This is a genomic window from Cytobacillus oceanisediminis, assembly GCF_004366035.1.
Taxonomy (GTDB): Bacteria; Bacillota; Bacilli; order Bacillales; family Cytobacillaceae; genus Cytobacillus; species Cytobacillus oceanisediminis_C.
Window position 1 is genome coordinate 1 of sequence record NZ_SOEE01000006.1, and the last position, 12,732, is coordinate 12,732.

Here is a 12,732-nt window from a genome sequence, read left to right on the forward strand (position 1 = left end):
AGGGTTATTTGGCTTGCTTTCAAAAGTATAACACGGTGGATTAGATATTTTTAATAAGAAGTTCTTGACTCCTATTAGCTGGTTTAATTTAAGATACGGCTGCCAAATTCGGTGGTCTTCTTCTTGTTCAACAAAAAGGGCAGGTTAGTTCAATATGCTTAAAAATAAAAAACCTGAATGTGAATAAAAAAGTATTCTCCTTGTATACAACGATAAAATGAACTACCCTTAATTTAAGGAGTGAGGGAAAATGTACGAGAATATTGAAGGCATTAATTACAAAGAAGTAATTGAATATGCACTGGATCCAATAATTGTGCATTCACAGCTGAAGATAATATATATAAATGAAGCAGCAGAAAGATTTTTTCGTGCTTCAAGGGACCAAGTAATAGGGGCCAGTCCTTTAGATATATTTAAAGACACCTCTAAACCATCAATAACCAAGAGAATATCCGGGGCATATAGTAAACCCGCAGAGGTTATAGAGGAAACTATATATAGAATGGATGGAACGCCAGTTGAGGTTGAGTTATATTGTCACCCTATTAAAATAGAGGGCACAAGAGCGATCCAAACTTACGTAAAAGACATCACGGAGAGAAAAAAACAAAATAAAGCACAATATGAAATGAATATGCAAATAAATGAGCTAGCGTCAAGAATTGTCCCTCTTCTAGAAGGCATTGCTGTTCTACCACTGTTAGGCGTAATAAATCAGAATAGAGCTGAACAACTCTTAGAATTAGTACCGGTCAATGTTCAAGAGCAAGGGGTTAGCCGTTTGATTATAGATTGCTCGGGAATTTATAAAATTGATAATTTAGTTATTGACTACCTATTTAAAATTAACAATGTACTAAAATTACTTGGGGTAAAATGCATTCTAACTGGGGTAAGGCCCCAATTAGCTGTAGAGGCAGTTAAAATTGGCCTTAATTTAAATAGTATAATTACTTTCTCTAATGTTAAGGATGCCTTATACTTTCTCGGGGTAAATAGTAAAACAGATACATCTTACTAAAAATAGAGGGCTTGTTAATCCAGGAAGGATTAGCGGCTTTTTTATTTAAGTTCTTATTGAGCTAACGGGGCAGGTTTGTGGAAGAGTGGTGTTTAATTTGTGTTCAACAATCGGGCCATTTAATGTAGTAAGGCTTTTAAGTTATTAAACCCAATAATACAAAAACTGATGAGTTGCATTTATAACTCATCAGCTTGCATTTTAAAATCTATCTAATGTTATATCCATGTTTATGCTTGAAGCAGCCTTATTGCCGTCGGCTGCAGCAATCATCAAAGAAGAGGGTCCTGCCTTTTCAGTTTCACCTGCAATATATATCCCAATTACTGTTGTTCGTCCAGCACTGTCTGTGATTATCCCTCCGTTTTCATCAACTTGACAATTTAAGTGTTCTGCAAATTTATTTGGGCGATAAAAACTTGGAACTACGAAGCCACCACTTCTTAGAATGTTTTCACCTGATTCTAATTCAATACTTTCTAAGTTACCATTATCTCCGTGTAAGTTTTTAATAACTTCTGTATAAACCTTAATCTTTTTACTTTCAAAATCATTTCGCACTTTATTGGATAGTTGATGACCATTAGTAAAAACGATTAAATCCTTTGACCAATTAAAAACCAATTTAGTCATATGAATAATGTGTTCATCATTTTCTGCAATTATAGCTAACGGCTTGTCTCTAAGCTCCCAGCCATCACAATATGGACAGCTGAATAAACTTTTACCATAATATTGTCTAATCTGTAATAAGGGAAATTCTTCTTGTATACCGGTAGCTAACAGTATTTTTTCTGTTATATAAGATTTATTGTTCGATGTATTGACTAAAAATAAATCCCTTTGAACATCTTTAATTACCTTAATAACTGTCTCATTCGAAATAGAAACAGAAGGATACGATTCTAATTGTTTAACTGCTATATCTTTAAATTCTTTTGGTTTAATTCCATCTCTTGTTAAAAAACCATGTGACTCATGAGTTACACGATTTCGATTTGTTCCATTATCAAATAGGGCAACCTTTCTGCGCGCTCTCCCTAAAGTTAAGGTTGCACTTAATCCGGCAGGTCCTGCACCAATTACAATACAATCATATTTATCCATCATTTATTTTCCTCCTTGTCTATAATATATATTATAGAGTTTTAATATCTATAATTTGAATAAAAGACATCATGATTTATATAGATGTCTCATTCATTTTGTTAGCCAGGTCAACTATACGTGTTTGATTCAATTCATCTAAAAACTTTTCCTCGGCTGATTCGATCGCCTTCTGAATTAAACAGTCAGGATTATGACTGAGGCAATAATCAAAAATAGGCATCAAACCTTCAATAGATTTTATAACATCAAGTAATGAAAGTTCTTCCCAGCCAGGTTTTAATTTATAGCCACCATTTGCACCTGAGACAGATTCAACCATACCCGCCTTTACTAACTTTGTTAGTATTTTAGATAAATATGTGGTTGAAACTTCTTGGCGTTCAGCTAATTTTGCCACACCAATATGCTCATCAGGCGGATTAGCAGCTAAAAATAACATGGTGTGGAGAGCATAGTTCGTTGCTTTTGTTAACTTCATATATTACTCCTATTGTAGATTTAATATATCTATAATATCGACTTAAGTTTTTAATGTCAAATACTAAGTTTAGTCAACAAAAGGGTGCTTTGCTTAAAGGTCTGGCTGCTAAAATGCAGCCTTTTCTTATGCAATAAACAGGGGCAGGTTTGTTTAAGTAGCGAAAATGATACTAAAATAAAATTAGCTCTTGTTATAAAGGAGGTAAAACATGGATGATATTTCATCGAATAAAGCGGTGGTCTCAAGATACCATAGCGGCGGGGCGTCGTCATACTGTTGCTATTAAATCTGACGGTACTGTGGAGGCTGTGGGTGATAATAAATATGGCCAATGTGATGTAAGCGGCTGGCACGATATTGTGGCGATCGCGGCGGGTAATGTTCATATGGCAACGAACACTGGTAATGCTCATACAATCGGTCTTAAATCTAACAGTACTGTGGAGGCTGTGGGTTGGAATAATTATGGACAATGTGATATAGACCACTGGGGCGATATTGTAGCGGTTGCTACAGGTTGGCGACGAACTATTGGCCTTAAATCGGATGGTGCGGTGGTTGCAGTGGGCCGAAATAATGATGGTGAATGCAATGTGAACGACTGGGATGATATTGTGGCAATCGCGGCGGGTGACTGGCATACAATCGGTCTTAAATTGGGCGGCACGGTTTCGGCAGTGGGGAATAATCGGTTTAGCCAATGCAATGTAAGAGATTGGGTCGATATTGTGGCGGTTAAGGCGGGGTATCTTCATACTGTTGGACTAAAATCGGATGGTACGGCGGTTGCTGTGGGTAAAAATAAGTTAGGCCAATGCGATGTAAGCCGCTGGCGGGGGATTGTAGCGATTTCGGCGGGTAGTAATCATACAGTTGGTCTTAAATCAAACGGTACTGTGGTTGCTGCGGGATGGAATGATTATGGCCAATGTAATGTAAGTGATTGGGTCGATATTGTAGCGATTTCGGCGGGTTGTTCGCATACCATCGGCCTTAAATCAGACGGTACGGTGGTTGCTGTGGGCGATAATGAATATGGCCAATGCGATGTAAGCCACTGGATTGGCATCCAGCTTCCCAACAATTAGTTTTCGGGTTAAAGGATACATTTCCTGCAGCCAATATATCCATAAAAGAATTAATTATAATAGGAAAAATTCCTTCTTCAGCTACCGGGTGGGTAAGTTTAAGATTTTTTACAACCGTGCGCTTTTGTTCAATAACGATTTTCAGTAATCGGGTGCTTTTCTTTAGTAAGAACGCTCTTTTTTATATGCTCAAGGACAAAAGTGTTGAGGATTTTTAACTTAAACTAACCCCTTTTTTATTGAAATTCTTATTGAAAAAACAGGGCAGGTTTGTTTAATAAGCAATGTGTTATATTAGATTTTTAATGAGGTGAAAGAAATGGTTAGAAGGAGATAGATAGCCTCCTGAATTAGATGTTGTATTAATTTTAGGAGGCTAACAAATATTTTAGGAGTTGTATAAAATGAAGCAAAACAAGTATAATGATATGAATTTCTTTTCTGCATATAAAAAAATGGCACGTTCAGTCGAAGGACTTGAAGCTGCAGGAGAATGGCATGTATTAAAAGAACTTTTACCCGAACTCCAAAATAAAAGTGTACTAGATTTGGGATGCGGCTTCGGCTGGCACTGCCGTTATGCTCGTGAACAGCAAGCAAGATCTGTTATTGGAATAGATATATCTGAAAAAATGCTTGAACAAGCTCGTGAAATGACTCAGGATTCCTTCATTTCATACATTAAAATGCCAATTGAAGACATTGATTTTACAGACTCTCCATTTGATGTTGTCATCAGCTCATTGGCTTTTCATTATATTAAGTCCTTTGAAGCAACTTGTAAGAAGGTCTATCATTGCTTAAAGCCTGGAGGTTCTTTTGTCTTTTCAGTTGAACATCCAATCTTCACTTCTCGGAACGAACAAGATTGGTATCATGATGACAAAGGGAATCGTTTGCATTGGGCAGTTGACAATTACCAATTGGAAGGATTACGTGAAACAACATTTCTAACTGAAAACGTTATAAAATACCATCGCACATTTTCAACTTATATCAATGCCTTAATTAATGCTGGCTTTAATATAAGGACAATTAAGGAACCAATTCCCTCTGAGGAAATGTTAATCAGTATTCCTGAAATGAAAGATGAACTCCGGAGACCTATGTTCTTAATAATCTCAGCAGAAAAGTAATTTTGTTTAAACGTTCCTGCGCAAATGCAGGGACGTTTTTCTTATTCAACAGAAGGTGCAAGGTTAGTCATTTCCAAAATACAGGGTTTTCTGTAATTATACAGAATATTTTATTATAAATGAGGGTTATATTGGGGGAATTATTTTATGTTTTTACAAGCAGTTTTTAAGATAGGGATGGAACTATCGGTGGAAGTGACAGTGATATTTATCCTGGAGACTTTAACTATTTTCCGATGTCGCAGAGGCAATACTGCAATTGAAAAAATCGGGGAATTTAATTTGTTCTTTCACTAATCAACCTGGACTATCTATAGGGAAAGCAACTTTTTTCAGCTTTGAAAAAGAACTTCGAGACTTTGGCTTTGATCAGGTTTACCTATGTCCCCACAAACATAATGAAGGATGTCAATGCAGGAAGCCCTCTTCAGGAATGCTGAAAAAGGCGGCCAAAGAAAATAATTTGGATTTAAGGAATTGTGCAGTTATTGGGGATAGATGGATGGACTGACATGCTAGCTACAGATAACTGTAAAAAATATTAGTAAAGAATGGCGGTGGGGAAAAGTCCTTTGAGAAGTACAAAAACAAAGAGTATATTGGCCGTTGGGCAGAAATAAAGCCCGATTTTGCTGCGGAAAATTTCAACGAAGCTGTTAAATGGTTAATGGCAAACCGCCCATTCATAAACTAAGTGTCTAAGAGAAATATTCCTGCTTCCATCGGCAGCTTTTTTGTAATCCTAAATAATCAGAATCTCAAAAGCCTCGAAGGCGCAAGGAGAGACAAAAAATAGTTATTTTAAAAGATTGTAAGAAATGGGGTGCCTTTGTTTTGTATAAAGGGTTATTTATATTTCAGGTTGGTCCCACAAAAGAAGGAGATAACTTAATCTCCGAAACAAATGGGCTATTGCTGCTTACTCCAGCAAATATAGATCTTGTTTGTAATGATGCCATTACTTTAAATGACTATTAAACTAGACAGAATGTCTATTCTAAAAACAGACATAGATCACAATTTAATGTTAGAGCCATTTCCTCAATTAATCTTCCTATCTAAGTTATTAAAGAAACAGAACTAATGAATTTCTATATTACAAATTCTTATTAAGTAAATGATATTTTCCTTTGACCCCCGTCCTTTTCGACGTTATTCCTCTGAATTAACTACCATTTTCCTTGGATCCTCGTCCCTTTCGACGTTATGCCTTTGGATTAACTACCATTTTCCTTGGATCCTCGTCTTTTTCGACGTTATGCCTCTGGATTAACTACCATTTTCCTTTGCCCCTCGTCCTTTTCGTCGTTATCCTTCTGGATTAACTACCATTTTCCTTCGTCCCCGCCCTTTTTGTCGTTATTTCTCTTGATTAAACTATGATTGCTGCTGGAAAAAAGGTTCTGCGGCTGCTCATTTTCTTATTCAACTAATGGAGCAAGTAGTTAAAGAAGGCTTAGTTTCCTAAGCCTTCTTAAGTTCATCGATTTTCTCTTGAATTTTCACATGGTGATATATTGTTAAAGCAATAATTGTGATACTAAGAGCACTAGATAAGATTGTACTTCCAATTAGCAGTCGGTTAGTTCTTGAATTAGCCATTTGAATTCACCACTTTTTTTCTTAGTTTGATTAGTAGGTATAAAAATTATGTACTTTACTTTTTAAGTTAATTAAAAACACATGGCAGTTGATGATCGAAAATCCCCAAATTTCTGAGGTGCAGCCTTAATGAAAAAAAGAGGAGGTAATTTAATTAAGAGGGAGAATGTTAATATGAACATAAATTGAGAGGAGTCTGAAAATGTATCATAGCTTAAGCGATTTTTTTAAATCCTGGGAATTTGAGGCTGGGGCTACAAGCAAGGTTCTGAAGAATCTCACAGATGAATCATTAAAGCAGGAAGTTACACCAGATCAATGGTCTTTAGGGCGTATTGCGTGGCATACGGTCACTGCTATTAAAGTGATTAGTTCACAGGCAGGTTTAAGGTTTACAGCTCCTAGCGAAGACTGGTCTGTTCCATCTTCAGCGAATTTCATTGCTGAAAGCTATACTGATGCTTCAAATAACCTGGTTGAGGCTTTGGAAACTCATTGGACTGATGAGACCCTGTTGGAAAAAATTGATTTCTTTGGCATGAAAATGACAAAGGGAAGTCTGTTATTATTTTTAAACCAACATCAAACTCATCACCGGGGACAAATGACTATACTAATGAGGCAAGCAGGACTTAGTGTACCAGGGATTTATGGTCCCTCAAAAGAAGAATGGACACAATTTGGCATGACTGAACCAAGACAAACTTTATTTGATTAAATTCTAGAGCCACTATTGAAAGTAGATTTAATCATTATACAAAGACCAAAATAACCGATTTTAGATCCAGCTGCCAAACTAGGCAGCTTTTTATTATTTAACTATAGAGGCAGGTTAGCTTTAAAAGGTATAGACGATAAAATATAGAATATTCACTATAGGAATTATTGTATATAGGTTTTTAGGGTGAATAATAACTGAAACGCCTGAAGATAAAAGAGAACGATTAAAAAATAATCCTACTGATTCCCGATACGATTAATTAAATAGAGGAAGGGGCATCTACCATAAAGTCGATTGAGGATTAACTCATGACAAGGAAGGAATTCCTAATTGAATGGAGGGATATAAAGGTGTTTGAAAAATTTAATTTTGAATTGATCTATCGTGAACGCAATAATTTAACCCCTTTAGTGGTGATGATGTGTGGTGTGGCTGGTTCTGGAAAAACTACTTTCTCAAAAAAGTTAGAAAAGGAAGGTTTTGTACGTCTTTCTATTGATGAAGAAATATGGGCTGTTAATGGTCGTTATGGGATTGATTACCCAATTGAAAAAATTGAAGAATACAAGAAAGATGCAGAAAAAAATTTACTCAATCGTTTAATAAAGTTAATACACGATAAACAACAGGTGGTAATCGACTTCAGTTTTTGGGATCGTGCAAGAAGGTACCAATATAAAAAACTTATTGAGGATTCTGGGGGTAAATGGAAACTTGTTTATTTAAAAGTTCAACCTTATGATTTACGTGAAAGACTTAAGTTACGCAACAAACGATTTGATGCAAACGCGTTCCCTATTTCAGAAGAAATCTTAACTTCTTACCTTAATGGTTTTGAAATACCAAATGGTGAAGGGGAAATTGTGATTGAAAATTAGAGCTATCAAATAGGTAAAAAATATATTCAAATAATGGGGAGGTTCGTACTTTATAAACAACAGCAAAAAAGGAAATTTCTTTTTAAACAAACTCCCTTTTCTATTTAATTAATTTTTCTTTTGCAGGAAATCCTTGTTCGAAATTACATTGGCATACATACCGTTAAGTGCGCTGACAAACGCATAATGAACCTGTTCAGCTGGCACGACCTTATCTTGATAAGATAAGTCTCTTTTCGCACATGCATCTTCAATCAGTGTAGTCTCAAAGCCTAGATCCACAGCAGCTCTAGATCGTTGTCTCAACCAGCCTGGAACATGTTTATACAAGTAGGGGTGAACAGTTTACTGACGAGGAAGATGCGTTTTGGAAACCCAATGAGGAAAGCAACAGCATCGCTGAGATTGTGCAGCATCTTCTTTATTGGAATGAAACCTGGCAAAAGAGGTTACATAAATCTCACGTTGATGCTGTTCCACCCCTAGGTAATAATAATGACAGCTCTATCATTCCGGAAAATGCAAAGTTTACTGACTTGAAAGAACAGCTATTAGAGGTGCTCTTGCAGTGGCAAGACCTGCTCTCCCAAGAAAAACTAGAAAGTGAAATTGAGGGCTTCCCTGAAGCTGCAGAGTGGTGGGCAATACTTGGGAATCTATCCACGCATAATGCCTACCATATAGGACAAATCATTTACGTCCGGAAACTGCAAATGAATTGGAAAAAATAAGTAAGAGGATTAAATGGGGATTCGGAAGTATCAATAGTAAAAAAATATACCGCTCTAAAGTGTCAGCAATTAAGCCAATTATTTTCATTCAAGATCCGAGCATGTTAGCAAGGATTTTTTAGAAAAGACGAGGAAATAGATGTAAAGTAACTTTATTTGGTATCTAAGAGCAGCTGCCGCCAGGGCAGCTTGTTTTGTGGGAGTCGTTGTTTTTGGTGTCTATAACCAGACATTCTTTTTTTGTAAGGCTCTCTGTTTAGAGAATGACTGGTAGTTTAAAGAAAGTAACTGGAAGGAAAATGAGTAAAATTTGAAGGAATAAAATCAAAAAGAATTGGGGGCTTAAAATGTTTATTGTAAATGTTGAAGGTGCTATAAGGAAAAATGACAAGTGGCTAATTATTGAAAGAAGTAAAAAAGAGGAACACGCTGGAGGTCTGCTTTCCCTTGTTGGAGGTAAGGTGGATATAGAAGGAAATTCTTCAAATATATTGGGAAGAACTGTAAAACGTGAAATTTTAGAGGAAGTCGGTATAAAAGTAAAAGATAGCTTAACGTATGTATCTAGCACTTCTTTCGTAACAGATTCCGGTCAAAATGTAGTGGATGTTATTTTTCTTTGCGAATATGAATCTGGTGAGGCGTTTCCTATAAGTTCTAATGAGGTAGATGGAGTGTTTTGGTTAACTTCAGAAGAAATTTTAAACCACCCAAAATCACCTATTTATTTAAAAGAAAGTATCAGAAAAGCAGAGACGCTGATTCCAATTCATTTGTCATAATTCTCATTTTTATAAAAAGGTAATCGCCTAACAATCCATAAAGATAGAAGCTCCAGTTTTATCCGAGTAAAAGTAGACCGTATTTTTTTCAAGTCGATTATTTAATTAGAGATTGTAGTACTCAATATTTTCCGCCAATAGGCGGCATTCTTTTTGTTGAACAAACGAGGCAGGTTTGTTGAAGAAGGATTTTTAGACTGATTATGCAAAAACAGTGTTCGCTCTGGATATAAGAGGGAAAGTTGGAAAACCTATTATGAATAATTTTATAAGGAGGGATTCGGATGAAAGACAAAGATCAGGAAACTGCCGAAGGATTGAATCAGATATTTGAAATAATAAATACCAAAGGCGATGTTGGCGAAATCAATGAAATTCTGAAAAATGGAAGTTCTGATTCTAGAGCGGAAGACTCTTCTCCTAATTCCTAATACAAAGACAGGCTGCTGATCTTCAGCAATCAGACGCATTTCTGAAATAAAGAAAGCGCCTACTTTCATGAAAAGTATTATTGGGAGTAATAGGAAGAGGCAGAAGGAATGGATCTGAATTTTTCAATTTTATTCTTTCTCTTCTGCCAAACCATTCCTAATAAGCTGGGAATACTATTATACCCGCTCTTATTCAAGAACGCCTGTTTCTTCTATCACTACATTGCAATTAACATCAAAGCCTAACATTTTGTAATCGTCTTCCCACTTTTTAAAGTCAAAGTTCCGATTCCGGTTTTTTTTCTTTTGACCCAGGCCAACAGGGTCTATTCCGATATCCTGAAATTGTATTAATAATCTTAAGCATTCCTTTTCAATTTTTTTCTCCAGGTTCTTTTCAATCTCTCCAACAATCTGTGGGGTTAAAAGATCTCCCGTAAACTCACGAATAACTCCTTCGAGGTTAAGGGTTATGGCAGCGTGATTATCAGTCATTTTGATTTTATTTTTTGATTTTATACTCTTTATAGCAGCTCGTTCTCCCTTTTTTAACTTAACATCAAAGTTTCCTTCGCTATACTTATCTACCAGCAATTTAAAATAGAACAGGTCCTTTACAGGGAGGATGGCCACTTCTTTATCATTTTGGAAAAGACTAACTCCAACTATCTTGACCTTATCATTTCCGGCTTTCTTTAGCCGGGGCAGGAAGGGATCCTTACCATCCAGATAGTAATCATGCGAAAAAATATGCAAATTGGTTATGGGAATATCGCGATGTTCCATATTATGTTGAATAAGATTATAGATATAGGTGCCGTTTCCCATGGTTCCATACTCACCTTTTAACAATTCTTCTGTTTTTCCCTCTGCTGTTGCAACAAATACGCGTGCCCCCATACTTGCATCTCTCTGAAAAGAATCTATTAAGTCAAAAACCCCTTTTTTGGAAGTTTCAGGTCCGAATATAACCAGCTTTAATCCACCTGTGACTACTGGTTCTGATGTTTGCTTAGAAATATCCAGACGTACGTCCTGCCTAAGCTTTCCATTCCCGGAAATTGTCCTGTTAATTACACTTTGATCAGGCTGGAATTCCTGGAATAATGCAGTTCCTCTATACTTATCCTTCTCATCCTCTGCTAAATCGTAGCCGACTCCTACTTCAATATTTATATCATCAATGATTTCTTTATCAACACAGCCTGAAAGCAGCAAGGACAGGCATATTAGTAAAACTTTTTTCATTTCAATTTCACCTTTACTATTGGCAATTATGACAGCTGTGAATTACATTTCACATAATTAAAGCCGCTATGCCAATTGCTATTGGCATAAACAAAACCATGTCATGATAAAAATGAGTACACAATTAGTATTAATCTTTATATGGGAGAATATTCGTAATAAGGGAATTCCTGAATTAAGGAAGTTTTAGTTATTAAGGCGAAAGCAGATGCATTAGGGGGATGAATTCTCTATAAATAGAAGGGCAGGATAGTTGAACGATGCAGGAAGGAAAATTAGTTTCCTAAATTGAATATCAATATAAATAATTGAAGTAAGAAAGGTATACTATGCTCCATATTTCATCTCTATTTTTAAGTTATGTGATTGGTTCTATTTCATTTGCCTTGGTTATCGGTAAACTTTTCTATAAAACCGATATTCGAGGTTATGGCAGCGGGAACCTTGGTGCTACCAATGTTTATAGGGTTCTTGGAAAGAAAGCGGGACTAATTGTTGCCATTGCTGATTTATTAAAAGGTACATTTGCTTGTTTACTTCCCCAAATCCTTAATTCTGCGGTTAGCCCTATTATCTGTGGTTTACTAGCCATATTGGGACACGTTTTTCCTGTTTTTGCAGGGTTTAAAGGCGGGAAAGCTGTTGCGACAGCAACCGGTGTCTTATTATTTTTGACACCCTTAGGTACCTTGACTGGTTTTGTTGTATTTCTATTTACTTTGATATTATCCAAGTATGTTTCATTAAGTTCCATGCTAGCTGGAATAGCCATATTTATTTACAGCCTTATATTTGAAGAAAAAGTCATTATTGCTCTTTCATTCTTTATAAGTGTATTAGTGATAATTTTGCATAGACAAAATATCAAAAGATTGATAAGTGGTACTGAAAACAAGCTATGGTAATGAAATACAAAAAAATCACAAGGTGGTATAAACTAAAAAAGGAGAATAATGGATTTAATGATTACTGATTAGTAATATAAATATAATTACAGGGAGCGTGGCGAATATGTCTTATGCAATTGATGTTTTGGCCGATCAATTGTCAGCAAATGCAAATGATCCTAGCTGGTATATTCCGTTTTCAGAATCAGTTGCAAACTTATCAGAGGAAGATGCGTTTTGGAAGCCGAATGAGGAAAGCAATAGCATCGCTGAAATTGTGCAGCATCTTCTTTATTGGAATGAAACCTGGCAAAAGAGGTATCATAAATCTCATGTTAATGCTGTACCACCCCTAGGTAATAATAATGAAAGCTTTGTAATCCCGGAAAATGCAAAGTTTACTGACTTGAAAGAGCAGCTAGTAGAGGTGCTCTTGCAGTGGCAAGATCTGCTTTCCCAAGAAAAACTAGAAAGTGAAATTGAAGGTTTCCCTGAAGCTGCAGAGTGGTGGGCAATACTCGGGAATCTATCTACACATAATGCCTACCATATAGGACAAATCATTTACATCCGGAAACTGCAAAAGAGTTGGAAAAACAAGTAGGATTAATAG

13 protein-coding genes and 2 pseudogenes are annotated in these 12,732 nt (G+C 36.1%); 11 read left to right on the top strand and 4 right to left on the bottom strand.

Annotated features, from left to right (window positions below):
- Positions 1-250: 250 nt before the first annotated feature.
- Positions 251-1,024, top strand: a complete 774-nt coding sequence (locus DFO72_RS15525; RefSeq protein WP_113882872.1) for a PAS domain S-box protein — start codon at positions 251-253, stop codon at positions 1,022-1,024.
- A gap of 201 nt (positions 1,025-1,225) precedes the next feature.
- Here DFO72_RS15525 and DFO72_RS15530 read toward each other — a convergent pair whose 3' ends face one another.
- A complete protein-coding gene (locus DFO72_RS15530; RefSeq protein WP_113883219.1) occupies positions 1,226-2,131 on the bottom strand; it encodes an NAD(P)/FAD-dependent oxidoreductase in 906 nt (301 codons plus the stop codon).
- A 76-nt stretch (positions 2,132-2,207) separates the two neighbouring features.
- Complete coding sequence (locus DFO72_RS15535) at positions 2,208-2,612, bottom strand: RrF2 family transcriptional regulator (RefSeq protein ID WP_113882873.1); 405 nt, start codon at positions 2,610-2,612, stop codon at positions 2,208-2,210.
- Positions 2,613-2,827: 215 nt separating this feature from the next.
- Between DFO72_RS15535 and DFO72_RS15540 the strand changes: the two genes are divergently transcribed.
- The 5 genes and pseudogenes from DFO72_RS15540 (at position 2,828) to DFO72_RS15565 (ending at position 8,040) form a co-directional block, all read left to right on the top strand.
- A complete protein-coding gene (locus DFO72_RS15540) occupies positions 2,828-3,703 on the top strand; it encodes an RCC1 domain-containing protein (RefSeq protein WP_113882874.1) in 876 nt (291 codons plus the stop codon).
- 404 nt (positions 3,704-4,107) lie between these two features.
- Complete coding sequence (locus DFO72_RS15545) at positions 4,108-4,839, top strand: class I SAM-dependent methyltransferase (RefSeq protein WP_113882875.1); 732 nt, start codon at positions 4,108-4,110, stop codon at positions 4,837-4,839.
- Positions 4,840-5,024: 185 nt separating this feature from the next.
- Positions 5,025-5,533 (top strand): annotated as a pseudogene (locus tag DFO72_RS15550) (HAD-IIIA family hydrolase).
- Between the two features lie 1,110 nt (positions 5,534-6,643).
- The gene (locus DFO72_RS15560) at positions 6,644-7,159 is read left to right on the top strand and encodes a DinB family protein (protein WP_113882876.1); all 516 of its coding nucleotides are present in this window, start codon (positions 6,644-6,646) and stop codon (positions 7,157-7,159) included.
- A gap of 353 nt (positions 7,160-7,512) precedes the next feature.
- Positions 7,513-8,040 carry an AAA family ATPase gene (locus DFO72_RS15565; RefSeq protein WP_113883220.1) on the top strand — a complete coding sequence of 176 codons (528 nt, stop codon included), beginning with the start codon at positions 7,513-7,515 and terminating at the stop codon, positions 8,038-8,040.
- A gap of 108 nt (positions 8,041-8,148) precedes the next feature.
- On the opposite strand, the gene DFO72_RS15570 is transcribed toward DFO72_RS15565, so the two are convergent.
- Positions 8,149-8,346 carry an isochorismatase family protein gene (locus tag DFO72_RS15570; protein ID WP_243856180.1) on the bottom strand — a complete coding sequence of 66 codons (198 nt, stop codon included), beginning with the start codon at positions 8,344-8,346 and terminating at the stop codon, positions 8,149-8,151.
- 47 nt (positions 8,347-8,393) lie between these two features.
- Between DFO72_RS15570 and DFO72_RS15575 the strand changes: the two are divergent.
- From DFO72_RS15575 to DFO72_RS29510, 3 genes and pseudogenes are all read left to right on the top strand, one after another.
- A pseudogene (locus DFO72_RS15575) lies at positions 8,394-8,771 on the top strand (DinB family protein); the annotation flags it as partial.
- Positions 8,772-9,118: 347 nt separating this feature from the next.
- Entirely contained in the window at positions 9,119-9,553 is a 435-nt protein-coding gene (locus DFO72_RS15580; RefSeq protein ID WP_113882877.1) for an NUDIX hydrolase, read from the top strand.
- Positions 9,554-9,837: 284 nt separating this feature from the next.
- Positions 9,838-9,984 (top strand): hypothetical protein, encoded by a 147-nt coding sequence (locus DFO72_RS29510; protein ID WP_166672500.1) that lies wholly within the window; start codon positions 9,838-9,840, stop codon positions 9,982-9,984.
- Positions 9,985-10,173: 189 nt separating this feature from the next.
- On the opposite strand, the gene DFO72_RS15585 is transcribed toward DFO72_RS29510, so the two are convergent.
- Positions 10,174-11,232: a Ger(x)C family spore germination protein gene (locus DFO72_RS15585; protein ID WP_113882878.1), complete on the bottom strand. Its 1,059-nt coding sequence runs from the start codon at positions 11,230-11,232 to the stop codon at positions 10,174-10,176.
- Between the two features lie 329 nt (positions 11,233-11,561).
- On the opposite strand from DFO72_RS15585, the gene plsY reads away from it, so the two are divergent.
- Positions 11,562-12,137 (top strand): glycerol-3-phosphate 1-O-acyltransferase PlsY, encoded by a 576-nt coding sequence (gene plsY / locus DFO72_RS15590; protein WP_113882879.1) that lies wholly within the window; start codon positions 11,562-11,564, stop codon positions 12,135-12,137.
- A gap of 106 nt (positions 12,138-12,243) precedes the next feature.
- Entirely contained in the window at positions 12,244-12,723 is a 480-nt protein-coding gene (locus tag DFO72_RS15595; RefSeq protein ID WP_113882880.1) for a DinB family protein, read from the top strand.
- Positions 12,724-12,732 lie beyond the last annotated feature (9 nt).